Genomic DNA, 22,345 nt, shown 5'->3' on the forward strand with positions numbered 1-22,345 from the left:
TTCGTTCGGCTTCCGAACTGCGCCGCGGCGCGGCCGGATCCCGTTCAGCCCACAGGGCGTTGCGAATTGACCGGCGTGCGATCGCGCATGCGGTTCAGTTCGATATCGTCGCGGCGGTCCAGCGCGCGCCACTCCGCGTCGGTATGGCAGACCCGCTTCTTCTTGACGTTGGAGCCGGTCTCGAAGGAGCTGCGGCATCGCATTTTCGGAGCGTCGGGCGGTGTCGCGGGTGCTGCGGATGCCGTCGTCTGAACGGCGGCGAGAAGAAGAAAGCCAATCATCGGATCCTCCGTGGAACTGGCGTCAGCGTCCCACAGTAGAGGAGGGGAGGCAAGACGCTGCGCTTGCAGCCTCGCCTCCCTCTCGACGATCCCGAGGCGCCGCTCAGCTGACGCTGAGCTTCAGCGCCCCATCGCCTTCGTCGACCGTTACCGTCGATCCATCCTTCACATCGCCGCGCAGGATCAGGTCGGCGAGCGGATCCTGCAGATAACGCTGTACCGCCCGCTTGAGCGGCCGCGCGCCATAGACGGGATCGTATCCCACGCGCCCCAGCCAAGCCCGCGCGGCGTCGCTCAGGATGATGCCGATCTTGCGGTCCTTGAGCAGCTTCGCCACGCGCCCGACCTGAATGTCGACGATCGGCGCCATATGGTCGGCAGCCAGCCGGTGGAACAGGATGATCTCGTCCAGCCGGTTGAGGAACTCGGGGCGGAAATGGCCCCGGACGATGTCCATCACCTGGGGTTCGACATCCTCGACCTTCTGCCCGTCGGCCAGGTTGGTCAGATATTGCGACCCGAGGTTCGACGTCAGGATGATGATCGTGTTCGAGAAGTCGACCGTGCGGCCCTGCCCGTCGGTCAGACGTCCGTCGTCGAGCACCTGGAGCAGCACGTTGAACACGTCGCCATGTGCCTTCTCGACTTCGTCGAACAGCACCACCTGATACGGCCGGCGGCGAACCGCTTCGGTTAGAACACCACCTTCCTCATAACCGACATAGCCCGGAGGGGCGCCGAGCAGTCGAGCGACCGAGTGCTTCTCCATGAACTCGCTCATGTCGATCCGCACCATCGCGTTCGGATCGTCGAACAGGAATTCGGCCAGCGCCTTGGTCAGTTCGGTCTTGCCGACGCCCGTTGGCCCCAGGAACAGAAACGATCCCAGTGGCCGGTTCGGATCCTGCAGGCCCGCGCGCGAGCGCCGCACCGCCGTGGCCACGGCCTTCACCGCGTCGGCCTGGCCGATCACGCGCTTGGCCAGCTGTTCTTCCATGTGCAGGAGCTTCTCGCGCTCGCCCTCCAGCATCTTGTCGACCGGGATGCCGGTCCACCGTGCCACGACTCCGGCGATGTCCTCGGCCGTGACTTCCTCGCGCAGCATCGCGTCCTTGGTGGTGGTCTGGGCCTCCTCTAGCTGGCGAGTCAGCGCCGGGATGGTGCCGTAGTTCAGCTCGGCCATCTTGCCGAGATCGCCGGCACGCTGCGCCTGCTCCAGTTCGATCCGGGCCGCGTCCAGCTGCTCCTTGACGCGTGCTTCGGCGTTGATCTTGTCCTTCTCCGCCTGCCAGCGTCCGGTCAGTTCGCCCGACTGCGCCTCCAGGCTGACAAGCTCGGCCTCAAGGTTCGCGAGCCGATCCTTGGACGCGGCGTCGGTTTCCTTCTTCAGCGCCTCGCGCTCGATCTTGAGTTGGATGATGCGGCGGTCGAGATTCTCGATCTCCTCGGGCTTCGACTCGACTTCCATGCGGATGCGGCTCGCCGCCTCGTCCATCAGGTCGATCGCCTTGTCGGGCAGGAAACGGTCGGTGATGTAGCGGTTGGACAAGGTCGCCGCGCTGACGATCGACGCGTCGGTGATGCGCACGCCGTGGTGCAGCTCGTATTTCTCCTTCAGGCCGCGCAGGATCGAGATCGTATCCTCGACCGTCGGCTCGCCGACGAACACCGGCTGGAAGCGCCGCTGCAGCGCCGGGTCCTTTTCGACATACTTCCGATATTCATCGAGCGTGGTCGCGCCGATGCAATGCAGCTCGCCGCGGGCCAGCGCCGGCTTGAGCAGATTGCCGGCGTCCATCGCGCCTTCCGATTTACCCGCGCCGATCAGCTGGTGCATCTCGTCGATGAACAGGATGATGTCGCCTTCGCCGGCCTTCACTTCGTCGAGCACGCCCTTCAGCCGCTCCTCGAACTCGCCGCGATATTTGGCGCCGGCGATCAGCGAGCCCATGTCGAGCGACATCAGCGTGCGGTTCTTGAGGTTGTCCGGCACGTCGCCATTGGCGATGCGCAGCGCCAGGCCCTCGGCGATGGCGGTCTTGCCCACGCCCGGTTCGCCGATCAGCACCGGATTGTTCTTGGTGCGGCGCGCCAGGATCTGGATGGTGCGGCGGATCTCTTCATCGCGGCCGATCACCGGATCGAGCTTGCCGTCGCGTGCGGCCTGGGTCAGGTCGCGGGCGAACTTCTTGAGCGCGTCGTAGCGGTCCTCGGCACCTGCGGTGTCGGCGGTACGCCCGCCGCGCAGCTTGTCGATCGCGGCGTTCAGGTTCTGCGGCGTCACGCCGGCAGCCGCCAACGCCTTGCCCGCCGCAGTTGTCGAGCCCAACGTCAGCGCCAGCAGCATCCGCTCGACCGTGACGAAGCTGTCGCCTGCCTTCGCGGCGACCTGCTCGGCCGTGTCCAGCGTCCGCACCAGATCGTTGTCGAGCCCAGGCGATTGCTGCGCCCCGCTGCCGCTGACGGCGGGGATCTTAGCCAGTGCCGCGTCGGTCTCTCCAGTGGCGCGGCGTGCGTCGCCGCCCGCAGCCTGGATCAGCCCCGATGCCATGCCCTGTTCGTCTTCGAGCAGTGCCTTCAAAAGATGTTCGGGCGAGATCCGCTGATGGCTCATGCGGATGGCCACGGTTTGCGCCGACTGAAGAAAGCCCTTGGCGCGGTCGGAGAATTTCTCGAGGTTCATGTGTCCCCCTATTGGTTACCGGGTGAAGGTAGTGTTGCCATTTGGCCACACAAGGGTCGGATCGGATCAGTTCGTTGGCCGCGGAGCCTTGGGTGAGCCCTTGGCGTAGCGCTCGCCGAAGCTGTTGCCCGAATACCAGCGTGGCGCCTCCGCGGCATCGGCGATTTCGCGTGCGATACGGTAGTTGAGCTGCGCGAACTTGGCTCCGGCCTGCCAGTTCAGCCCTTGACCGGCCTCGTCGGACACGCGGTGGTAGCGCGTCTTCAGAAAGCTCCGGAACGCCGCCTCGCCGCCGTTCTTGAACCCGGTCATCAGGAACACCGACGGCACGCCTTGTTTGACGAAGCTGTAATGGTCGGAGCGGACGAAGAACCCCTCCTGCGGCATGGGATCGGGCGACAGCGCCACGCCCATGCTCGCGCCGGCCCGGGCGACGATCGGCCCCAGCGTCGAGTGCTCGGCCCCGAACGCCACGACGTCCTGGAAGTCGTAGAGCAGGATCGGCATGTCCAGGTTGACGTCCGCCACCACCGTGCCGCCGCCTACCGGGTGCCGCGCCAGATAATCGGACCCCAGCAACCCCTTCTCCTCGGCGGTGAGGGCGGCGAACAGGATCGACCGCTTCGGGCGCACGCCGCTTTTGGCAAAGGCCCGCGCGGCCTCCAGCATTGTCGCGACGCCGGCGGCGTTATCCATGGCGCCGTTGAAGATCTGGTCGCCCTTGCGGCCGTGGTCGCGTCCCACATGATCCAGATGCGCGCTCAGCACGACATAGTCGCCGGCCAGCCTGGGGTCCGACCCAGGAAGCAGGCCGAGCACGTTGGCGCTGCGAAGCAGCTTCACTCGGCTGGTCCGCTCGATGCGTACCCGCTGCGCCAAGGCAAAGCCTCGCGCGCCGGAAAAGGCCTGGTCGGCGGAGCCGGGCGCGCCGGCGAACAACGCCCGCGCCGCCGCGCCCTTCACATAGGCGCTGGCATGCAGCCCCGGGCCGGCATCCCCCGGATTGCCATCCGGCCCGAGCCACTCGGTCCTGGCCCGCAGCAGATAACTACCCGATGCCTCCCAGCGGAAGCGGTCGGTCTCGTCCTGTGGCGTCACCAGCTGGATCAGTCCCAGCGCGCCCTGGCGGGCGGCGATCCGTACCTTGTTGCCGCTCCCGCCGAGCAGCGCGACCGCGAACTTGCCGCGCACGTCCAGCCCGGCATAGTCCGCCTCCATCCCACGCCCGACGAACACCGCGGCCCCCTCGACGGCCTGGGTCTTGCTCCCGAAGCGCGGGGTCGGCGCGATCAGCACGTCTTCGCGGTTGAGGAAGCGCCTGGCTCCCACCGTCACCGATGCGGGCTTGGCCTCGTCCAGTTCGAATTGCGCGATCGGCACTTGCTGGTACCAGCCGCCGTCGCTGCCGCCCGGCTTCAGCCCCAGCGCCGCGAATCGCTCGGCGACATAGCGCGCGGCCATTTCGTATCCGTCGCTTCCCGCCTCCCGCCCTTCGAGTTGGTCGCTGGCGAGGAACTCGACGTGCTTGCGGACGGCGTCGGCGCTGAACGCCGGCGCCTGCTGGCCCGCCGCGGGGAGCGCGGCAAGGCCGAGCAGAAGCACGAGCAGGACAGGCACACGCAACAAAATGTCTCCGGCACGACGCGGGACGTTCAGGCTAGCCGCAAAATCCCGGGCCGCAAGCTTGCGGACGCAACGCCCCCTGTTATGCTCGGGCATCACACGTCCCCGGGGGATTTCCGATGAAGCCGTTTCTGATGTTCTGCAGCGCCGCGACTTGCGCGCTCGCCACCGCCACGCTCGCACCCGCCGCCACCGCCCAGACGCAGGCGGGGACGGCCAAGCCGGTGCCGGTCGCCACGCTGGTGAAGCAGGTCGACGTGCCGTATGAAAGCTTCACCCTGGCCAACGGCTTGAAGGTCATCGTCCACACCGACCGCAAGGCGCCGATCGTCGCGGTCTCGACCTGGTACGATGTCGGCTCCAAGCACGAGCCCCAGGGCAAGACCGGCTTCGCGCACCTGTTCGAGCATCTGATGTTCAACGGTTCCGAGAACGCTCCCGGCGACTTCTTCGAGCCGCTCAAGCAGGTCGGTGCCACCGATTTCAACGGCACCACCAGCTTCGACCGCACCAACTATTTCGAAACCGTCCCCAAGCAGGCGCTCGACCGCGCCTTGTTCCTCGAGAGCGACCGCATGGGCTATCTGCTCGGCGCGATCACCCAAAGCGTGCTCGACGAGCAGCGCGGCGTCGTCCAGAACGAGAAGCGTCAGGGCGACAACCAACCTTATGGCCTGGTCTATTACAAGGTGCTCGAGGAGCTGCTCGGCGGCACGCCTTATGGCCACAACGTCATCGGATCGATGGAGGATCTCGACGCTGCTAGCCTGGAGGACGTGAAGAACTGGTTCCGCTCGCACTATGGCCCGAACAACGCCGTGCTGGTGCTCGCCGGCGACATCGACGCCAAGAGAGCGCGCCCGCTGGTCGAGAAGTATTTCGGTGGCATCAAGGCCGGGCCTGAGAGCCGTCTCCCGGCGACCACCGTGCCGACGCTGGCGCAGGCGAAGACCGTGACGATGAAGGACCGCGTCGCTGCGACCATGATCATGAAGAGCTGGGCGGTGCCTGGGCTCAACGATGCCGAGGCCGTGCCGCTCGACGTGTTCGGCGAAGTGCTGGGCGGCCTTGCCAGCTCGCGGCTCGACAACGCGCTGGTCCGCAAGGACAAGACCGCCGTCCAGGTCTCGGCCGGGGTGCAGTCGATGTCGCAGCTCGGCATGTTCACCGTGCAGGCGATCGTGAAGCCCGGGGTCGATGCCGCAGTCGTCAGCAAGCGTCTCGACGAGATCCTCGCCGACCTGATCCAGAACGGTCCCACCGCCGACGAAGTCCAGCGGGTCGCCACCACCAACGTGTCGCAGCGCATCGCCGGCCTGGAATCGGTCGGCGGCTTCGGCGGCAAGGCCGTGGCGCTGGCGTCGGGCGAGCTCTATTCGAACGATCCTTTGTTCTTCAAGAAGCAGCTCGAGGCGATGGCCCGCGTCACTCCGGCCCAGGTCAAGGCGGCCGGCGCCAAGTGGCTGACGCGCCCGGCACTCACGATCATCGTCGAGAACGGCCAGCGCGAGGGGTATCAGGAGGCCCAGGCGGTCGCGGTTAAGCCCGCAGCTCCCGCCGCCCAGGCAGAGCCGGTCAATGGCACGCGCGGCGCGTTGCCCGATGTCGCCGCGGTCACCGACCTCGACTTCCCCGATGTCAGCCGCACCAAGCTCTCGAGCGGCATCGAGCTGGTCTATGCCCAGCGCAAGGCCGTGCCGATCACGCAGGTGGCGATGAGCTTCGACGCCGGGATCGTCGCCGATCCCGACAACAAGCTCGGCACCCAAGGGCTGACTCTGTCGCTGCTCGACGAAGGCACCACCACCAAGGACTCGATCGCGATCGCCGAAGCGCGCGAGCGGCTGGGCGCCAGCATCAGTGCGGGCAGCTCCAGCGACCGGACCTATCTGACGCTCGGCACGCCCAGCGCCAACCTCGCCGGATCGGTCGACCTGTTCGCCGATGTGGTCCGCAACCCGGCTTTCGCCCCCGCCGAGGTGGAGCGGGTGCGAGCGCAGATGCTGGCCGGGATCGCCCAGGAGCTGACGAGCCCCCAGGGCCTGGCCAGCCGCGCGCTGCCGCCGCTGATCTATGGCAAGGGCAATCCCTACGCCAAGCTCGCCGCCGGCTCGGGCGACCCTGCCGCGGTCAAGGCGCTGACTCGCGCCGACTTGGTCGCCTTCTACCGCGCCTGGATCCGCCCCGATAAGGCGACGATCTACGTCGTCAGCGATCGCCCGCTGGCCGAGGTGAAGGCGGCGCTCGACGCCCGCTTCGGCAATTGGCAGGGGCAGGGACCTGCGGGCACGAAGGCGTTCACCGTCGCCGCCCGTCAGGCCGCGCCCAAGATCCTGCTGATCGACCGCCCGGACTCGCCCCAGTCGCTGATCATGGCGGGCCAGATGACTGCGCTCGATCCCGCGAGCGAGCTGCTGCCGCAGCTCACCGCGAACCAGGTGCTCGGCTCGGGCTTCCTGTCGCGGATCAACATGGAGCTGCGCGAGAACAAGCATTGGTCGTACGGCGCACGCGGCGGCTATGGCTGGATGGAGAAGGCAGTGCCCTACACCATCAGCGCGCCGGTCCAGGCCGACCGCACCGGCGATTCGATCAAGGCGATCCAGGAGCAGGTGCGCGGCTTCCTGACGACCAAGGGAGTGACTCAAGCGGAGCTGACGCGCGAGATCAACGGCACGACTCGCGAGCTTGCCGGGCGCTTCGAAACCTCGGGCGCGGTGCTGAGCGCGATGCAGGAAAACGACCTGCGCCACCGCCCGGACAATTTCTACGACACCGTCGCGCAAAAATATCGGACCATGACCGTGCAGCAGCTCGACGCTGCGGCACGCGGGGCTCTGGACCCGAACAAGTTCGTCTACGTTGTGGTGGGCGACGCCGCGAAGGTGAAGCCGCAGCTTGACAGCCTCGGCCTGCCTGTCGAGGTGGTTCCCGCAGCGGCGCTGGCGACCTCCGCCACCGCCGCATCGAAATAATGGAGAGAAGCATGGCGAACGTGGACGGCAACTGGAACACGGTGACCAAGTCGCCAATGGGTGATCAGCAGGCGACGCTGAGCGTCCAGAGCAACGGCGACAGCTTCACCGGCACCTTCTCGGGCGGCCTCGGCACGACCGACATCAAGGACGGCAAGGTCAACGGCGACACGCTGACCTTCACGCTCGACATCACCGTGCCGATGCCGATGAGCCTGACGGTGGAAGCCACGGCGGAAGGCGACAATCTGAACGGCACCGTGACCGCGGGCGCGTTCGGCAGCTTCCCGATCACCGGCACCCGCGCCTGAGCTTCGCTCAGCCCTGAAACGATCAGGCCCGCTTCCGAAAGGAGGCGGGCCTTTTTGGTGTGTGCGAAGTTCCGGGCGCACGGTTTCTTGTCACCCCGGGCTTGACCCGGGGTCCCGCTTCTTTCTTCCTGTGCCGATGGGGCATGGCGGCTGGGTGTACGTCATGGCGGACCGCTACCGGGGCACGATGTATGTCGGCGTTACGGCCGACATCGCGGCCCGCGTCCATCACCATAGCCCATAAGAAGCGGATAAACGCTGGCAACGCGAGTGGAAGTTCGCCCTGATCGAACTCGGCAACTCGGAGTGGCGCGATCTATTCTACACACTCGCCTGAAGCAGAAGAAGCGGGACCCCGGCTCAAGGCCGGGGTGACAGTGGGAGAGTAGCCTATAAGGAAGCTGAGCTCTGGTACCTTCACCTTCCTATGCCGTCACCCCGGGGTCTCTGCTTCTTCCTTGTCCCACGCCAACGCTGCCCCGCCCGAATATAGCCTTTAGCTGCGCACCACCCGCGTCCAATGCCCCATTTTCCGCCCGGGCCGGACATCGCCCTTGCCGTACAGGTGCAGATGCACGCCCGGCTCGGCCAGCAGCGCCGCCCAGTCATCGGCTTCGTCGCCGATCAGGTTGCCCATTTCCACGCGCGTGCCGGTGAGTGCCGTCGATCCCAGCGGCAGCCCGCAGATCGCGCGGATATGGTTCTCGAACTGCGACGTCTCGGCGCCTTCGATCGTCCAGTGCCCCGAATTGTGCACGCGCGGCGCCATCTCGTTGAACACCGGGCCGTCTGGAGTGGCGAAGAACTCCAGCGTCAGCACGCCGACATGATCGAGCGCATCGGCGACGCGCCCGGCAAGTGCCGCCGCCTCTGTCCAGTGCCGCGCGATTTCGGCAGGCGCGGGCAGCGTCGATCGCGCCAGGATGCCGTCGCGATGCTCGTTCCACGGCGGCGGATAGCTGGTCAGCGATCCGTCGAGCCCGCGCACGGTGATGATCGAGAATTCGTGGCTGAACTCGACGAACCCCTCCAGGATCGCCGGACGTTCGCCGATCTCGGCCCAAGCGGCTTCGGCATCGGCGGCATCGTGGATGCGGACCTGGCCCTTGCCGTCATAGCCCAGTCGCAGCGTCTTGAGGATCGCCGGCGCGCCGATCGTCGCGACTGCGTCCAGCAGCTCCTCGCGCGTCGTCACCAGCGCCCAGGGAGCGGTGCGCCCGCCCAGATCGCCGACGAAGGCCTTTTCACGCGCGCGGTCCTGGGCGATCTCCAGGCTCTTGGCGCCCGGCCGCACCGGCACCTTGCCGGCGAGATAGGTCACCGGCCCCAAAGCGACATTCTCGAACTCATAGGTGACGACGTCGGCCTGCGCGGCCATCTCGTCGAGAACGATGCGGCTATGATAATCCGCGCGGGTGAAGCTGGAAGCGGTTTGCGCCGCGACGCTTTCGTCATCGGGCGCTAAAATGTGGGTGCGGTAGCCGAGCTGCGCCGCCGCTACCGCGAGCATCCGCCCGAGCTGGCCGCCGCCAAGAATGCCGATCGTCGAGCCGGGCGGCAGGAGTGCTGAAGGCGCGCTCATCGGGGATCCACTGCGACGCTGTCGGTCTGCGCCGCGCGCCAGGCCTTGAGCCGCTCGGCGAGCGCGTCGTCGCTGGTCGCCAGGATCGCGGCGGCGAGGAGTCCGGCATTGATCGCGCCGGCCTTGCCGATCGCCAGCGTGCCCACCGGAACGCCGCCCGGCATCTGCACGATCGAGTACAGGCTATCGACACCCTTCAGCGCCTTTGACTCCACCGGTACGCCGAGCACCGGCAAATGCGTCATCGCGGCGGCCATGCCCGGTAGATGCGCCGCGCCGCCCGCGCCGGCGATCACGACCTTGAGTCCGCGGTCCACGGCGCCCGTCGCATAATCATACAGCCGCTGCGGGGTGCGGTGCGCCGACACCACCTTGGTCTCGTGCGCGACGCCCAGCGCGTCGAGCGTCTCGCTGGCATGGCGCATCGTCTCCCAGTCGGAGGTGCTGCCCATGATGATGCCGACTAGAGGTGCGTCCGACATGCTGTCCCCGTGCTTGCGGAAGCGTGGGTTGTTAGTGGGGGAGGAAGGGGAGGGCAATCCTCCCCCTCTTCAAATCCTCCCCGAAACGGGGAGGGGAACCAGCCGCAGGCTGGTGGAGGGGCTCTCCACATCGGAGGACGCTTGTGGCGCTCCCCCTCCACCACGCCCTGCGGGCGCGGTCCCCCTCCCCGTATCGGGGAGGATCTAGAAGCTTACCGCTCGCTCAGATAATAGCGATCGGTCGCCTTTAGCGCCTCGTCCAGCTCGTACACGATCGGCTGCCCGGTCGGGATTTCGAGCCCGGTGATCTCGTCGTCCGAAATCCCCGAGAGGTGCTTGACCAGCGCGCGCAGCGAATTCCCGTGCGCGGAGACCAGCACCCGCTTGCCCGCGCGGATCTCCGGCACGATGCGCGCCTCCCAGTACGGCAGCACCCGCGCGATCGTGTCCTTCAGGCTCTCGGTCTGCGGGATCGCCACGCCCTTGTAGCGCTCGTCCTTGGCCAGATCCCAGGCCGAGCCTTCTTCGGGCAGCGGCGGCGGCACGTCGAAGCTGCGGCGCCAGATCTTGACCTGATCGTCGCCGTGCAGCGCCGCGGTCTCGGCCTTGTTGAGGCCGGTCAGCCCGCCATAATGCCGCTCGTTCAGCCGCCAGTCCTTTTCGGTGGGCAGCCACAGTCGGCCCATCGCCTCCAGTGCCAGGTTGAGCGTCTTGATCGCACGCGTCTGGAAGCTGGTGAAGGTCAGGTCGAAGTCGAGCCCCTTCTCCTTCATCAGCTCGCCCGCGGCCCAGGCTTCCTGCTCCCCCTGCTCGGTAAGGTTGACGTCCCACCAGCCGGTGAAGCGGTTCTCCAAATTCCACGACGACTGGCCGTGGCGGATCAGGACGAGCTTGGGCATGGGACCTCCTTGCAATGACTTGGGCAGGTCCTTAGCGGCTGGGGCGGGGCGGGCAAGCTGGCGGAGTGGTGACAATGGCGATCGTGCGGCAGACCATGGTCTATGACGGCCCCGGCGGCCCCTTCGAGGGCGTCGCGGCATGGGACGACGCGGTCGAGGGCCCACGCCCCGCCGTGCTGGTCGTGCCCAATGTCCTGGGGCAGAAGGAAGCCGACAACGCCAAGGCCGAGGATCTAGCCAGGCTCGGCTATGTCGCGCTTGCCGCGGACGTGTTCGGCCAGGGCCGGCGCAAGACGCACCAGTCCGACGATGTCGCCGAGTATATGAATGCGCTCAACGCCGACCGCGCACTGCTCCGCGACCGGCTCGCCGCCTCGCTCGCGGCGCTGACCGCGCTGCCCCAGGCCGATCCGGGCAAGGCCGCGGCGATCGGCTTCTGCTTCGGCGGCAAGTGCGTCCTCGACATGGCCCGCGCCGGGCTGCCGATCCTGGGCGGCGTCTCGTTCCACGGCGTTTACGACCGACCCGATTATGCCAATGTCTCGCCGATCACCGCCAAGCTGCTGCTATGCCATGGCTGGAACGACCCGATTGCGCCACCCGAGGTGACGGTGGCGCTCGCGCAGGAACTGACCGACAGCGGCGCCGACTGGCAGCTCCACGCTTATGGCCATGCCGGCCACGCCTTCACGGATGTCGACCGCAAGGGCGGGGCCAACCCGAACCTGGCCTATGAGCCGCGCGCCGACCGCCGCAGCTGGGCGGCGATGACGGCGTTCCTGGAGGAATTGTTCGGCTGATCTACCCGCGCGTCACTGCTGCGCCAGATAGGCGCGCAGGTCGTCGCACCCGCCGATCCGCTCCTCGCCGATGAACACCAGCGGCGTGGTCGTCAGGCCGTGCTCGTCCTTGAACGCCTCGACCTCGTCGCGGGTGGTGAGATGGTGATCGTCCACCTGGAAGCCATGCTCCTCCAGCATCTCCTTGGCGCGCACGCCAAAGGGGCAGACATGGTCGGGGAGCACCATCCGGTGCAGCGTCGCGCTTCGTTCTTCAGTCATGGATGCGCAACTTATCAGGCCGTGGAGGCGTTCCGCCCAACCCACCTAAAACCACGATTTCAGGAACTTAGCCGATGCGCTTTCTTGTCGCCGAATGCGAGCCGCCCGAAGCGCGCGAGAGGCGCAGGGAAAGTGTCGGCCGCAGTTCGGGCGAAACCTATCTGGCGGTTCTGCACAAGCTGGCCCCCGGCGCGGAGTGCGACCGGCTGAAGCCCACCGACAGCCGCGCCGAAATACCCAGCCGCGAAACGCTCACCGGCTATGACGCGGTGTTCCTCACCGGATCGCCGCTGCATTTGTGGCAGGACAGTCCTGAGGCGCGCCGGCAGATCGACTTCATGCACAGGGTCTTCGCGTCGGGTACGCCATCCTTCGGCTCCTGCGCGGGGCTCCAGGTCGCCTGCGTCGCCGCGGGCGGCAAGGTCCGTTCGATGGGCAAGCGCCGCGAGGCCGGCTTCGCCCGTCGCCTGGCCGCGACGGAGGCGGGCCGCAGCCACCCGCTGCTGGCAGGCCGCCCGCCCAGCTACGATGCCCCGGCGATCCACACCGACGAAGTCGAACAACTCCCCGAAGGCGCAACCCTGCTCGCCGGCAATCGCGTGACCGCCGTCCAGGCTGCCGAGATACGCTGCGGCGAAGGCGTGTTCTGGGGCGTCCAGTACCATCCCGAGATATCGCTGCGCGAAGTCGCCGCGGCGCTGCGGCGCCAGGCGAGCGACCTGCTCGAATGCGGGCTGGCAAGGACCGAAGCCGATATCGACGGCCTCGCGGCGCAAGTCGATGCGCTTCACGAGGAGCCCGAACGCGCCGACCTGGCTTGGCGGCTCGGCCTGGACGACCAGGTCACCGATCCCGGGCAGCGCACCCGCGAGCTCCGCAACTTCATCGAGCATCTGGTGAGGCCGACGCGTCTTCGGCGCGGGAGAGGCTAGATCACCCGCGTCATGAACCGGCTGAACGGATCGGCCGCCGGATAGCCGGCCAGCGGCGCGCAGTCGGTGAAGCCGAATTGCCGGTACAGCCCGTGCGCTGCCTCGAAGGCGGGCCCGGTGCCGGTCTCCAGGCTTAGCCGGGTATATCCCCGTTCCCGCGCGACCTGGAGGATGTGGCGCAACAACGCGGCGCCGGTGCCGCGGCGCAGATGCTCCGGGTGAGTGCGCATCGACTTGATCTCGCCGTGCGCCGCGTCGACCTCCCGCAGCGCCGCGCAGCCGAGCAACTGCGCACCGTCCCACGCCGCCCAGAAGCGGATGTCCGGTTGCTGCAGGCGGCTGGTGTCGAGCGCGTGGACACTGTCGGGAGGGGAGTGGGCGCGCATGCTGTCGAGATGCAGCTGCAGCAGCGCCACCACCTGGGGATAGTCGAGGCCCCCCTCCCGGACTTCCATCAGATCTCGTCGATCATGCCGGCGAGCGTGTCGATCGAGGCATGCGCCAGCACCTTGCACCGCGCCGGCGACCAGGCGAACTCGGGGTCGGCGTTGGCGTCATGGTCCTTGAACGGCATCTCCAGCGTCATCGCCACAGCGCCAAAGCGCTCGGCAAGCTGGTTGGTCGACATCGACAGGTTGGCGGTGCCGGGGCTCGACTTCTCATAACCCAGATCGAGCTGGAACTCGGGCGTCTGCGCCGCCAGGCGGCGGCCATATTCGTAGAACTTCTCGCCATGCGCGTCGGTCCAGCTGGGAATGCCCTCATATCCTGCCAGGAAATTGGCGGGTATCGCCTCGTCGCCGTGCACGTCCATCGCGAAGTCGACGCCGGTCTCGTCCATGCGGGCGCGCACGCACAGCACTTCAGGGCTGCGCTCGGGCGTGGGCGTATGCCATTCGCGGTTCAAGTTCACGCCGGCGGCATTGGTGCGCAGATGCCCGCGCCGCGACCCGTCCGGGTTCATGTTGGGCACCAGGTGGAACGTGGCTTTCCGGCGCAGCGCCTGCGCGTTCGCATTGTCGGCGTCGGTGAGCTTTTCCAGCAGCCCTTCCATGAACCACTCGGCCATCGTCTCGCCGGGATGCTGGCGAGCATAGAACCATATCTGCTTGGGACCCTCGCCCACGCTCAGATAATCGATCGCCTGTCCGTCCAGGCTGGTGCCGAGCTGGCGGTGCGACACGCCGGGCTGCGCCGCGATCCGCGCGACCAAATCGTGGTGTCGCTCCATCGAATATGGCGCGAAATACGCGAACCAGATCACGTCGCTGTCGATGGTGCGGGTGAACTCCAGCACGCCGTTGGCATAGCTGGTGTCGGTCGTTCGCCACGCCTCGCGGTCGGTGCTCCAGCGCGTGGCGTATCCTGGCCAGCCAAACGCATAAGCTGCGCCGCCAGCATTGAGGATGCGGAAGGTCAGCGTCCGCCCCTTGGCGCCGGCCACGCGGAAGTGGAACCACTGGTAGAAGTCGGACAGGTGATCCGCGGCGATCTCCAGATCGACGCGGTCTCCCTCGATGCGCACCAGACGAATGTTGCCGCTGTCGAACGCGGCGTTGATGTGAACGGTCATTTCACCGTGGTAGTCACCCCGGACTCGCCTGGGAAGTCCCTGAACAGCGCGCGCGACAGGCGGGCCGCCTGGTCGCGCGGGTCGCTGCCCGGTGTGCCGCTCACCGATTCGGTGATCGCGCGACCTTCCCAGATCGTGCTGTTGTCCGACCGACGGCGCAGCTGCACCGAAAGCTCGGTGCCGATCACGTCGCGCGTCTTGCCGCCGAGCCCGAGATTCACGCCGCCGCCCAGTCCGACGCCGCCGCCGCGTCCGCCGCTGAAGCCGCCGCCGCCCAGCCCGATCGAAAAGGGCGATTGCTGGCGGATCGTGCCGCGCGGCCCATAGCGGAACGACACGACCGCGATATAGGCAGACGGCATGCTGCTGGTGGACTGGACATAACCCAGCCGCGCCAGTTCGGTGCCGACGGCTCCGGCATAGGTCTGGAACTCAGGGCCCATCATCACGCCGCCGCCGGTCAGCGGCTCGATGGCGACGGTGGTGCGCTCCATCGGCTGGCCCAGATGATAGCGCGTGACGTCCACCGGCCCTTGGCGGGGGGTGGTTGCACAGCCCGCGAGCAGCGTCGCGGCGACGGCGGCAACGGCAAGGCGGATCGGCTTGGTCACGGGCGAAGTCTCCTGTTTCGAGAGCGGAACGTCTCGGCAGACTCCAACCCCGACCGCGCTGACTCGTTCCCGCGCCGGGGCCGGGCAACTTGACTTCGCGGGCCTCGGATTATAGGCGGGCGCCTCTTTTTCGGCATTCCTATTAGTTTGAGAAGCGAATCGGTCATGAAGATCGTGAATTCATTGAAGTCGCTCAAGGGGCGGCACCGTGACAACCGCGTGATCCGCCGCCGTGGCCGGATCTACGTGATCAACAAGACCCAGAAGCGTTTCAAGGCCCGCCAGGGCTGATTCGCATGGAGAAGCCGCGCGCCGTCATCTTCGATGTCGGCAACGTGCTTTTCTCCTGGGATCCGCGGTTCTTGTACGAGCGCCTGATCGAAGACGGTCAGGCGCTCGACGCGTTTCTGCAGGATGTTGTCACCAAGGAGTGGCATTTCCAGCATGATGCTGGACGTCCCTTCGCCGAGACTTCGGCGGAGCTTGCGGCGCTGTATCCGCATCATCGCGAGCTGATCGCCGCCTGGGGCCCGCGCTTCAACGAAAGCGTTGGCCCGGCGATTGCGGGCATGGCCAAGCTCGTCGAGGAACTCGACGCGGCTGGCGTTCCGCTGTTCGCGATCACGAACTTCTCCGGCGAGTTCTGGCGCGAGTGGGTGCCGAACCATCGCGAGCTCTTCGACCGCTTCCGCGACATCGTCGTCTCGGGCGACGAGAAGCTGGTGAAGCCGGATCCTGCCATTTACCGCCTCGCCCTGGACCGCTTCGGTCTTGCGGCGGGTGAAGCCGTGTTCGTCGACGACAATGCGGCGAACATCGACGCCGCCGCGGCGATGGGCATCCATGCGGTGCTGTTCACCGACGCCCCCGCATTCCGCGCGGAACTGGTGCGGCTGGGGCTGTTGCACTGATCATCGGCCACCCCGGCTCGAGGCCGGGGTGACGAAGAACCCAAACAGGAACCGGGAAGCTTACGCCTCCCGCCCCTCATAGTTCTTCAGTTCGTCGCCGAGGATCGTCACCACGTGCAGCACGTTGGTCGAGCCAGGCGTCCCGAACGGGACGCCGGCGGTGACGATGATGCGGTCGCCCGCTACTGCCAGATTGTGCCGCAGCGCCATGCGCTTGGCCTTGGCCACCATCTCCTCGAAGGACCCTACGTCGCGCGTGTTGACGGCGTGCGTGCCCCAGAGCAGGCCCGCCCGCCGCGCGGTCTCGACGCGAGGCGTCAGCACCAGGATCGGCACCGTCGGCCGCTCGCGCGAAATCCGCCGCGCGGTCGATCCCGAGCTGGTGAAGCACACGATCGCCGCCGCCGATACCGTGCAGGCGATGTTCTTCGCGGCCTCGGCCAGTGCGTCGGCGGTGGTCGGATCGGGCTTGGTCACTGTGAAGTGGACGCGCTCGCCATGCGCGGGATCGCGCTCCACGGCGTCGGCGATCGAGTTCATCATCGCGACCGACTCAACCGGCCACTGGCCCGCGGCGCTCTCGGCCGACAGCATGATCGCGTCGGCACCGTCATACACCGCGGTCGCGACGTCGGACACCTCGGCGCGGGTGGGCGAGGGCGAGTCGATCATCGATTCGAGCATCTGGGTCGCGACGATCACCGGGCGGCCCATCCGCCGCGCGGTCTCAACGATGCGCTTCTGCAGCGGCGGCACGCTCTGCGGCGGCAGCTCGACGCCCAGGTCGCCGCGCGCCACCATCACGCCGTCGCATTGCTCGACGATCTCCTCGAGCCGAGTGATCGCGCTGGGCTTCTCGATCTTGGCAAGCAGTGCGGCCTTGCCGCCGATCAGCCGGCGGGCTTCCATCAGATCCTCGGGGCGCTGCACGAAGCTCAGCGCGATCCAGTCGACATTCTGCTCGACCGCGAAGGCGAGGTCGCTGCGGTCCTTCTCGGTCAGGGCGGCGAGCGGCAGGACCATGTCGGGCACGTTCAGGCCCTTGGAATTGGACAGGTTTCCGCCGACTTCGACGCGGGTGACGAGCCGGTCATGGCTGGCCGAAGTCACGCGCAGCACCATCTTGCCGTCGTCGAGCAGCAGGCGGGCATCCTCGTGCGCGGCTTCGAAGATTTCGCGGTGCGGGAGCTGAACGCGCGTGGCATCGCCCGGCGCCGGGTCACGGTCGAGCACGAACTCGTGACCGGTCGCCAGCATCACCTTGCCCTCGGCGAACTTGCCGACGCGCAGCTTGGGGCCCTGAAGGTCGGCGAGGATCGTGGTGGGGCGCCCGCGTGAGGTTTCGAGCATGCGGATCGCCTCGATCACCGGCACCTTCGATGCCTGATCGCCATGGCTCATGTTGACGCGGAACGCGTCGGCACCGGCGTCGAACAGGCGCTCGATCATCTCGAACGTGTTGCTGGCGGGGCCCAGCGTCGCGAGCACGCGCACCTTCCGGGAACGGGGGCTGACGGCCTGTATCATATAAATGCTCCTCGCCTTGTGCGCGCACGCCTCTAACCTCTATTGCTCAAGGATCAACTATGGAGACTTCCCTTGGCGACGCTCGACACGCTGGATGATGCCACGGCTGCGGCGGCGTTTCGCCGGCTGGTGCTTCATTTGCAGCACCGCAACGACGCCGAGAACATCGATCTGATGGGTTTGGCAGGCTTCTGCCGTAACTGCCTGGCCGACTGGGTCATGGAAGCCGACGGCGCGATGAACCGCGACGAGGCGCGCGAGTTGATCCACGGCATGCCCGCGGCGGAATGGAAGGCGAAGTATCAAAGCGAGGCGACGCCCGAGCAGTTGTCGCGGATGAAGGCGAGCGTCGCGCTGAACCAGCACCATCCGTGAGCGGTGGGGCTTGAGCGGGGCGCGAGCCTCCTTTAAGCGCGCCGCTTCCATCTTCATCGCCGTCCGCCGGGGTTTCGCGTGATTCGCGTGCCCGTCCTGCGAGCTGGCGCCAGACCCACGGAGTAAGCCCCATGTCCGATTCGATTTCCGCCGAACAGCTCCGCCTCCTGATCGAGCGTATCGAGCGGCTCGAGGAAGAGAAGAAGGGCATCGCCGACGACATCAAGGACGTCTATGGCGAAGCCAAGTCGACTGGTTTCGACGTGAAGACGATGCGCTCGATCATCCGCCTGCGCCGCATGGAAAAGCATCACCGCGACGAAGCGGACATGCTGCTGGAAACCTACAAGCAGGCACTGGGCATCTGATCTTCGGGCGGCCGATTGCTTCACGCAAAGGCACGAAGGTACGAAGAACTGGCATTCGCGCAGAGGGCGCAGAGGGCGCAGACATGTCGTTCTCCCGGTTAACGCCCCCGCCGCGTCACCGGCATGCTTTCTAGCGCGATGAAGTTCCTGCCGCTGACGCGGCGGGGAAACGCCTCTTCGCTCTCTGCGCCTCTGCGCGAACCTTCAAAACCCTTCGCGTCTTCGCGCCTTCGCGTGAACCAAAGAAGAACCCCAGCCATTGCCCGCAGCCCCGCGCCTGTCCTAGAGACGCAACCACCGAATTCACACGAGAGCGCAATGGCAGGCCATTCCAAGTTCAAGAACATCATGCACCGCAAGGGCGCGCAGGATAAGAAGCGCTCGGCGGCATTCTCCAAGCTCAGCCGCGAAATCACCGTTGCGGCCAAGATGGGCGCCCCCGATCCCGACATGAACCCGCGCCTGCGTGCGGCGGTTAATGCGGCCAAGGCGGCTTCGGTGCCAAAGGACAACATCCAGCGCGCGATCGACAAGGCGTCGCGCGGCGACGCGGAGAATTACGAGGAAATCCGCTATGAGGGCTTCGGCCCCGGCGGCGTGTCCCTGATCATCGAAGCGCTGACCGACAACCGAAACCGCACCGCCACCAACGTGCGCGTCGCGGTGTCGAAGAACGGCGGCAATCTGGGCGCCAGCGGATCGGTGAGCCACGGCTTCGACCGCATGGGCCTGATCACCTATCCCGAGAGCGTCGGCGATTCGGAAAAGGTGTTCGAAGCCGCACTCGAAGCCGGTGCCGAGGACGTGACCAGCTCGGAGGACGGCCACGAGATCTGGACCGCGCAGGACGCGCTCCACGAAGTCGCGAAGGCGCTCGAGCCGGTGCTCGGCGAAGCCGAAGGCGCCAAGCTCGCCTGGAAGCCGCAGACCATGGTTGCGGTCGACGCCGATGACGCGGCGACGCTGTTCAAGCTGATCGACGCGCTGGACGACGACGACGACGTCCAGACCGTCTGGGGCAATTACGAAGTCTCCGACGAAGTCATGGAGAAGCTGGGTTGATCCCACGCCTCCCCGGGGCAAGCTCGGGGAGGATCTCTTCATGATCCTTCTTGGCCTCGATCCCGGCCTTGGCACCACTGGCTGGGGGATCATCCGTGCCGAGGGCAATCGCCTCAGCCACCTCGCCAACGGCCAGCTCAAGACCGACACCAAGGCGCCGCTCGCGCGCCGGCTCGCCCATCTCGACGCGATGCTGGCCGCGGTGATCCTAGACCATGCGCCGGAGGCGGCGGCGTGCGAGGAGGTGTTCGTCAACAGCAACGCCCAATCGACGCTGAAGCTCGGCCAAGCGCGCGGCGTCGTGATCTGCGCCGCCGCGCGCGCCGGGTTGGATGTCGGCGAATACACGCCGAGCATCGTCAAGAAGGCAGTTGTCGGCACCGGCGCCGCCGACAAGGCGCAGGTTCACGCCATGGTCTCGCGCCTGCTGCCCGGCGTGAAGATCGCCGGAGCCGACGCCGCCGACGCGCTTGCCGTCGCGATCTGCCACGCGCATCACCTGGCCTCCGCTCGCCATCGCGGGTGAGCCGCGTTTTCGCTTTCCTACACGGCGATGTTCTGCTTACGTACCAGCGGAAGCGCTGCGGCTCCGGGCCGGCAGGTGCGCCGAAGCAGGCCGGCTCGCGCATGGGCTGAACTTTTCTAAACTTCGGGGAGCTTGTCCATCCGATGATCGCGCATTTGAACGGACGGCTCGCTTCCACGGGCATCGACTATGCGGTGATCGACGTGAGCGGCGTCGGCTATCTGGTCGGCGCTTCCGCCAAGACGCTGACCGCGCTCGGCGCGGCCGGCGAGTTCGTGACGGTGCATACCGAAATGCTGGTGTCGGAAGACTCGATCCGGCTGATGGGCTTCGCCTCCGCCGACGAGCGCGACTGGTTCAAGCTTTTGACCAGCGTGCAGGGTGTAGGCGCCAAGGTGGCGCTCGCAATCCTGTCGATCCTCGCGCCCGACGAGCTGCGCACCGCCGTCGCCCGCGCCGATTCGGCCACCATTGCCCGCGCCAACGGCGTGGGGCCGAAGCTCGCCCAGCGCATCGTCAATGAATTGAAGGACAAGGCAGGGTTGGTGCTCGGCGGCGGCCCGGTGGCGGTGCCTTCCGGGGGCGCGGCTGCCGACGCGGTATCGGCGTTGCTCAACTTGGGCTTCAAGCCGGCCGAGGCATCGAACGCGGTCAATGCCGCCAATGACGAGCTGGGGAACGCAGCCACGCTCGACGCGCTGGTACGGCTGGCGCTGAAGAAGGCGGCACGGCCCTAAGCCGCGCGCGTGCCCCTTGCGAACAGCGCTTCAACGCCCCGGCGCTCGCGGGCAATATGCGTGCGCACGCGCAGGATCATCGCCTGCGCCTCGCAGCGATATTCGTCCTCGCGGCCGACGATGCCCGACGTGCTCCATTTGGCGATGTAGCTGCGGAACGCCTCGGTCGTGATGATGCACTCGGCCTTGAGCTGGCGGGCCGCGTCGGCGTCGAGCTGGGACCCGTTCTGCATGATGGGATCGAAGATCTGCTGGTGCTTGAACACCTGATAGGCAGTCAGCACGCGAACGAAGCGCCAGCGCGCGTTGCTGACCGTTGCCGGATCGAGCTCGGCGGCGCGGACCAGGGCGTCGGCCTCCGCCGTATAGTCCGCGATCGCGCGGTGGTGCTGGTGCATCTGTGCGACAAGGCCGATGTGGTTCATGCGCCAGTCTTGGGCGAGACACGGTAACCGCTCGTTTACGTCTCGCCTCCGGGTCACTGCGCATACGTGTCAGTCCGCATGGGGAAGGTGCGTAACCATGGACAGGGGCGGCTGCGAACAGCTAGGGAACATGGGTGACCGACGCCGACCGCATCCTCACTGCATCCCGCCGCCCCGAGGACGTCGATGCAGCGCTTCGCCCCAAGCATCTCGACGAGTTCGTCGGGCAGAAAGCGGCGCGCGAGAATCTGCGGGTGTTCATCGATGCGGCCAAGGCGCGTGGCGACGCGCTCGATCACGTCCTGTTCTTTGGCCCTCCCGGGCTGGGCAAGACGACGCTGGCGCAGATCATCGCCCGGGAAATGGGCGTGGGCTTCCGCTCCACGTCCGGCCCGGTGATCGCCAAGTCGGGCGACCTGGCGGCGCTGCTCACCAATTTGGAGGACGGCGACGTCCTCTTCATCGACGAGATCCACCGCCTCAATCCCGTGGTCGAGGAGGTGCTCTATCCGGCGATGGAGGATCGCGCGCTCGATCTGATGATCGGCGACGGACCCTCGGCACGGTCGGTGCGGATCGACTTGCCGCGCTTCACGCTGGTTGGTGCGACGACGCGGCAGGGGCTGCTGAGCACACCGCTGCGCGACCGCTTCGGGATTCCCGTGCGCCTGCAATTCTACACGGTCGACGAGTTGCAGCGCGTGGTGACACGGGCGGCGGGGCTGCTCGACCTGGGCATTGCCGCCGATGGCGCGCACGAAATCGCCAAGCGCTCGCGCGGCACGCCGCGTATTGCGGGGCGGCTGCTGCGCCGCGTCCGCGATTTCGCCAATGTGCTGGGCGTCCAGAGCGTCGATGCGCGCACCGCCGATTCAGCGCTCAATCGGCTTGAGGTCGATCCGCTCGGGCTCGACACCATGGACCGGCGCTATCTCTCGATGATCGCCGACATCTACAAGGGTGGGCCGGTCGGGGTGGAAACACTCGCCGCCGGCCTCTCCGAAGCGCGAGACGCGATCGAGGAAGTGATAGAGCCCTATCTGATCCAGATCGGCATGATCGCCCGCACCGCGCGCGGGCGCTGCCTGAACCCGGCGGGGTGGAAGCATCTGGGGCTCAACCCGCCGGCAGGCGGGCAGGACGGCTTGTTCGACTGATCCCGGCCACTTTCGCCGTGCCGCCAGGGCAGGCACTTTCGGCTTGAACAACAGGATTTCCGGTGCTGCATGGAAGCGGCTGGGCGTGTGCCCGGCCGCTGTCGCGGGCGCGCGCGCCGGTGGCTGCCAGGGTGAAGTTGAGAAGTTTGTGCGGAGGACCGCAACTTCCTCAACTTCACGTGCCGGTGGTGCCGCCAGGCAGCGGCGATCCGCGCGCCGGACGGGTTCGCCTTTCACCCGTCAT

At 66.9% G+C, this 22,345-nt stretch carries 24 protein-coding genes; 12 read left to right on the forward strand and 12 right to left on the reverse strand.

Features of this window, described 5'->3' with window-relative positions:
• Window positions 1-44: 44 nt before the first annotated feature.
• The 3 genes from LZ586_RS13260 to LZ586_RS13270 form a co-directional block, all read right to left on the reverse strand.
• A complete protein-coding gene (locus LZ586_RS13260) occupies window positions 45-281 on the reverse strand; it encodes a hypothetical protein (RefSeq protein ID WP_235076756.1) in 237 nt (78 codons plus the stop codon).
• Between the two features lie 103 nt (window positions 282-384).
• A complete protein-coding gene (gene clpB / locus LZ586_RS13265; protein ID WP_235076757.1) occupies window positions 385-2,964 on the reverse strand; it encodes an ATP-dependent chaperone ClpB in 2,580 nt (859 codons plus the stop codon).
• A 66-nt stretch (window positions 2,965-3,030) separates the two neighbouring features.
• Complete coding sequence (locus LZ586_RS13270; RefSeq protein WP_235079813.1) at window positions 3,031-4,581, reverse strand: M20/M25/M40 family metallo-hydrolase; 1,551 nt, start codon at window positions 4,579-4,581, stop codon at window positions 3,031-3,033.
• 125 nt (window positions 4,582-4,706) lie between these two features.
• Between LZ586_RS13270 and LZ586_RS13275 the strand changes: the two genes are divergently transcribed.
• Entirely contained in the window at window positions 4,707-7,562 is a 2,856-nt protein-coding gene (locus LZ586_RS13275) for a M16 family metallopeptidase (protein WP_235076758.1), read from the forward strand.
• Between the two features lie 11 nt (window positions 7,563-7,573).
• Window positions 7,574-7,873, forward strand: coding sequence for a hypothetical protein (locus tag LZ586_RS13280; protein ID WP_235076759.1), 300 nt, complete (start codon window positions 7,574-7,576; stop codon window positions 7,871-7,873).
• Between the two features lie 496 nt (window positions 7,874-8,369).
• Here LZ586_RS13280 and LZ586_RS13290 read toward each other — a convergent pair whose 3' ends face one another.
• The 3 genes from LZ586_RS13290 to gpmA form a co-directional block, all read right to left on the reverse strand.
• Window positions 8,370-9,455 carry a 5-(carboxyamino)imidazole ribonucleotide synthase gene (locus tag LZ586_RS13290; RefSeq protein WP_235076760.1) on the reverse strand — a complete coding sequence of 362 codons (1,086 nt, stop codon included), beginning with the start codon at window positions 9,453-9,455 and terminating at the stop codon, window positions 8,370-8,372.
• Window positions 9,452-9,937, reverse strand: a complete 486-nt coding sequence (gene purE / locus LZ586_RS13295) for a 5-(carboxyamino)imidazole ribonucleotide mutase (RefSeq protein WP_235076761.1) — start codon at window positions 9,935-9,937, stop codon at window positions 9,452-9,454. The genes LZ586_RS13290 and purE overlap by 4 nt, the downstream gene beginning before the upstream one ends.
• A 212-nt stretch (window positions 9,938-10,149) precedes the next feature.
• Complete coding sequence (gpmA, locus tag LZ586_RS13300) at window positions 10,150-10,836, reverse strand: 2,3-diphosphoglycerate-dependent phosphoglycerate mutase (RefSeq protein ID WP_235076762.1); 687 nt, start codon at window positions 10,834-10,836, stop codon at window positions 10,150-10,152.
• A 74-nt stretch (window positions 10,837-10,910) separates the two neighbouring features.
• On the opposite strand from gpmA, the gene LZ586_RS13305 reads away from it, so the two are divergent.
• Window positions 10,911-11,636: a dienelactone hydrolase family protein gene (locus tag LZ586_RS13305; protein ID WP_235076763.1), complete on the forward strand. Its 726-nt coding sequence runs from the start codon at window positions 10,911-10,913 to the stop codon at window positions 11,634-11,636.
• Between the two features lie 12 nt (window positions 11,637-11,648).
• Here LZ586_RS13305 and LZ586_RS13310 read toward each other — a convergent pair whose 3' ends face one another.
• The gene (locus tag LZ586_RS13310; RefSeq protein WP_235076764.1) at window positions 11,649-11,897 is read right to left on the reverse strand and encodes a glutaredoxin; all 249 of its coding nucleotides are present in this window, start codon (window positions 11,895-11,897) and stop codon (window positions 11,649-11,651) included.
• A gap of 74 nt (window positions 11,898-11,971) precedes the next feature.
• On the opposite strand from LZ586_RS13310, the gene LZ586_RS13315 reads away from it, so the two are divergent.
• Window positions 11,972-12,829, forward strand: coding sequence for a type 1 glutamine amidotransferase (locus LZ586_RS13315; RefSeq protein WP_235076765.1), 858 nt, complete (start codon window positions 11,972-11,974; stop codon window positions 12,827-12,829).
• Here LZ586_RS13315 and LZ586_RS13320 read toward each other — a convergent pair.
• From LZ586_RS13320 to LZ586_RS13330, 3 genes are read right to left on the reverse strand one after another with little or no spacing between them, the layout of a single operon-like run.
• Window positions 12,826-13,284, reverse strand: coding sequence for a GNAT family N-acetyltransferase (locus LZ586_RS13320; RefSeq protein ID WP_235076766.1), 459 nt, complete (start codon window positions 13,282-13,284; stop codon window positions 12,826-12,828). The genes LZ586_RS13315 and LZ586_RS13320 overlap by 4 nt on opposite strands.
• Entirely contained in the window at window positions 13,284-14,402 is a 1,119-nt protein-coding gene (locus LZ586_RS13325; protein ID WP_235076767.1) for a M14-type cytosolic carboxypeptidase, read from the reverse strand. Before LZ586_RS13325 ends, LZ586_RS13320 begins: the two co-directional genes overlap by 1 nt.
• Entirely contained in the window at window positions 14,399-15,013 is a 615-nt protein-coding gene (locus LZ586_RS13330; RefSeq protein WP_235076768.1) for a DUF4136 domain-containing protein, read from the reverse strand. The genes LZ586_RS13325 and LZ586_RS13330 overlap by 4 nt, the downstream gene beginning before the upstream one ends.
• Window positions 15,014-15,178: 165 nt before the next feature.
• Here LZ586_RS13330 and ykgO point away from each other — a divergent pair, with 165 nt between their 5' ends.
• Together ykgO and LZ586_RS13340 are read left to right on the forward strand one after the other, a co-directional pair.
• A complete protein-coding gene (ykgO, locus tag LZ586_RS13335) occupies window positions 15,179-15,304 on the forward strand; it encodes a type B 50S ribosomal protein L36 (RefSeq protein WP_010543750.1) in 126 nt (41 codons plus the stop codon).
• A gap of 5 nt (window positions 15,305-15,309) precedes the next feature.
• The gene (locus LZ586_RS13340) at window positions 15,310-15,924 is read left to right on the forward strand and encodes an HAD-IA family hydrolase (RefSeq protein ID WP_235076769.1); all 615 of its coding nucleotides are present in this window, start codon (window positions 15,310-15,312) and stop codon (window positions 15,922-15,924) included.
• Window positions 15,925-15,984: 60 nt separating this feature from the next.
• Here the strand turns inward: LZ586_RS13340 and pyk are convergent, their stop codons facing one another.
• Window positions 15,985-17,451, reverse strand: a complete 1,467-nt coding sequence (gene pyk / locus LZ586_RS13345) for a pyruvate kinase (protein ID WP_235076770.1) — start codon at window positions 17,449-17,451, stop codon at window positions 15,985-15,987.
• 72 nt (window positions 17,452-17,523) lie between these two features.
• Between pyk and LZ586_RS13350 the strand changes: the two genes are divergently transcribed.
• The 5 genes from LZ586_RS13350 to ruvA all read left to right on the forward strand — a co-directional run bounded on the left by LZ586_RS13350 (window position 17,524) and on the right by ruvA (window position 20,519).
• On the forward strand, window positions 17,524-17,826 hold the full coding sequence (locus tag LZ586_RS13350) for a DUF1244 domain-containing protein (RefSeq protein WP_235076771.1): 303 nt from the start codon (window positions 17,524-17,526) through the stop codon (window positions 17,824-17,826).
• A gap of 131 nt (window positions 17,827-17,957) precedes the next feature.
• Complete coding sequence (locus tag LZ586_RS13355) at window positions 17,958-18,194, forward strand: DUF2312 domain-containing protein (RefSeq protein ID WP_184088066.1); 237 nt, start codon at window positions 17,958-17,960, stop codon at window positions 18,192-18,194.
• Window positions 18,195-18,512: 318 nt separating this feature from the next.
• The gene (locus LZ586_RS13360; protein WP_235076772.1) at window positions 18,513-19,256 is read left to right on the forward strand and encodes a YebC/PmpR family DNA-binding transcriptional regulator; all 744 of its coding nucleotides are present in this window, start codon (window positions 18,513-18,515) and stop codon (window positions 19,254-19,256) included.
• Window positions 19,257-19,296: 40 nt separating this feature from the next.
• On the forward strand, window positions 19,297-19,782 hold the full coding sequence (gene ruvC / locus LZ586_RS13365) for a crossover junction endodeoxyribonuclease RuvC (RefSeq protein ID WP_235076773.1): 486 nt from the start codon (window positions 19,297-19,299) through the stop codon (window positions 19,780-19,782).
• A 143-nt stretch (window positions 19,783-19,925) separates the two neighbouring features.
• Window positions 19,926-20,519, forward strand: a complete 594-nt coding sequence (gene ruvA / locus LZ586_RS13370) for a Holliday junction branch migration protein RuvA (RefSeq protein WP_235076774.1) — start codon at window positions 19,926-19,928, stop codon at window positions 20,517-20,519.
• Here the strand turns inward: ruvA and LZ586_RS13375 are convergent.
• On the reverse strand, window positions 20,516-20,944 hold the full coding sequence (locus LZ586_RS13375; protein WP_235076775.1) for a hypothetical protein: 429 nt from the start codon (window positions 20,942-20,944) through the stop codon (window positions 20,516-20,518). The two genes, ruvA and LZ586_RS13375, sit on opposite strands and share 4 nt — an antisense overlap.
• A 134-nt stretch (window positions 20,945-21,078) precedes the next feature.
• On the opposite strand from LZ586_RS13375, the gene ruvB reads away from it, so the two are divergent.
• Entirely contained in the window at window positions 21,079-22,101 is a 1,023-nt protein-coding gene (gene ruvB / locus LZ586_RS13380; RefSeq protein ID WP_235076776.1) for a Holliday junction branch migration DNA helicase RuvB, read from the forward strand.
• Window positions 22,102-22,345 lie beyond the last annotated feature (244 nt).

Source organism: Sphingomonas sp. S2-65 (genome assembly GCF_021513175.1).
In the GTDB taxonomy this organism is placed as follows: domain Bacteria; phylum Pseudomonadota; class Alphaproteobacteria; order Sphingomonadales; family Sphingomonadaceae; genus Sphingomonas.

Excerpts from the sequence above, each read along its gene's own strand:
- LZ586_RS13260 (WP_235076756.1), bottom strand. The coding sequence starts at position 281 with ATGATTGGCTTTCTTCTTCTCGCCGCCGTTCAGACGACGGCATCCGCA.
- clpB (WP_235076757.1), bottom strand. The coding sequence starts at position 2,964 with ATGAACCTCGAGAAATTCTCCGACCGCGCCAAGGGCTTTCTTCAGTCG.
- LZ586_RS13275 (WP_235076758.1), top strand. The coding sequence starts at position 4,707 with ATGAAGCCGTTTCTGATGTTCTGCAGCGCCGCGACTTGCGCGCTCGCC.
- LZ586_RS13280 (WP_235076759.1), top strand. The coding sequence starts at position 7,574 with ATGGCGAACGTGGACGGCAACTGGAACACGGTGACCAAGTCGCCAATG.
- LZ586_RS13290 (WP_235076760.1), bottom strand. The coding sequence starts at position 9,455 with ATGAGCGCGCCTTCAGCACTCCTGCCGCCCGGCTCGACGATCGGCATT.
- purE (WP_235076761.1), bottom strand. The coding sequence starts at position 9,937 with ATGTCGGACGCACCTCTAGTCGGCATCATCATGGGCAGCACCTCCGAC.
- gpmA (WP_235076762.1), bottom strand. The coding sequence starts at position 10,836 with ATGCCCAAGCTCGTCCTGATCCGCCACGGCCAGTCGTCGTGGAATTTG.
- LZ586_RS13305 (WP_235076763.1), top strand. The coding sequence starts at position 10,911 with ATGGCGATCGTGCGGCAGACCATGGTCTATGACGGCCCCGGCGGCCCC.
- LZ586_RS13310 (WP_235076764.1), bottom strand. The coding sequence starts at position 11,897 with ATGACTGAAGAACGAAGCGCGACGCTGCACCGGATGGTGCTCCCCGAC.
- LZ586_RS13315 (WP_235076765.1), top strand. The coding sequence starts at position 11,972 with ATGCGCTTTCTTGTCGCCGAATGCGAGCCGCCCGAAGCGCGCGAGAGG.
- LZ586_RS13320 (WP_235076766.1), bottom strand. The coding sequence starts at position 13,284 with ATGGAAGTCCGGGAGGGGGGCCTCGACTATCCCCAGGTGGTGGCGCTG.
- LZ586_RS13325 (WP_235076767.1), bottom strand. The coding sequence starts at position 14,402 with ATGACCGTTCACATCAACGCCGCGTTCGACAGCGGCAACATTCGTCTG.
- ykgO (WP_010543750.1), top strand. The coding sequence starts at position 15,179 with ATGAAGATCGTGAATTCATTGAAGTCGCTCAAGGGGCGGCACCGTGAC.
- LZ586_RS13340 (WP_235076769.1), top strand. The coding sequence starts at position 15,310 with ATGGAGAAGCCGCGCGCCGTCATCTTCGATGTCGGCAACGTGCTTTTC.
- pyk (WP_235076770.1), bottom strand. The coding sequence starts at position 17,451 with ATGATACAGGCCGTCAGCCCCCGTTCCCGGAAGGTGCGCGTGCTCGCG.
- LZ586_RS13355 (WP_184088066.1), top strand. The coding sequence starts at position 17,958 with ATGTCCGATTCGATTTCCGCCGAACAGCTCCGCCTCCTGATCGAGCGT.
- LZ586_RS13360 (WP_235076772.1), top strand. The coding sequence starts at position 18,513 with ATGGCAGGCCATTCCAAGTTCAAGAACATCATGCACCGCAAGGGCGCG.
- ruvC (WP_235076773.1), top strand. The coding sequence starts at position 19,297 with ATGATCCTTCTTGGCCTCGATCCCGGCCTTGGCACCACTGGCTGGGGG.
- ruvA (WP_235076774.1), top strand. The coding sequence starts at position 19,926 with ATGATCGCGCATTTGAACGGACGGCTCGCTTCCACGGGCATCGACTAT.
- LZ586_RS13375 (WP_235076775.1), bottom strand. The coding sequence starts at position 20,944 with ATGAACCACATCGGCCTTGTCGCACAGATGCACCAGCACCACCGCGCG.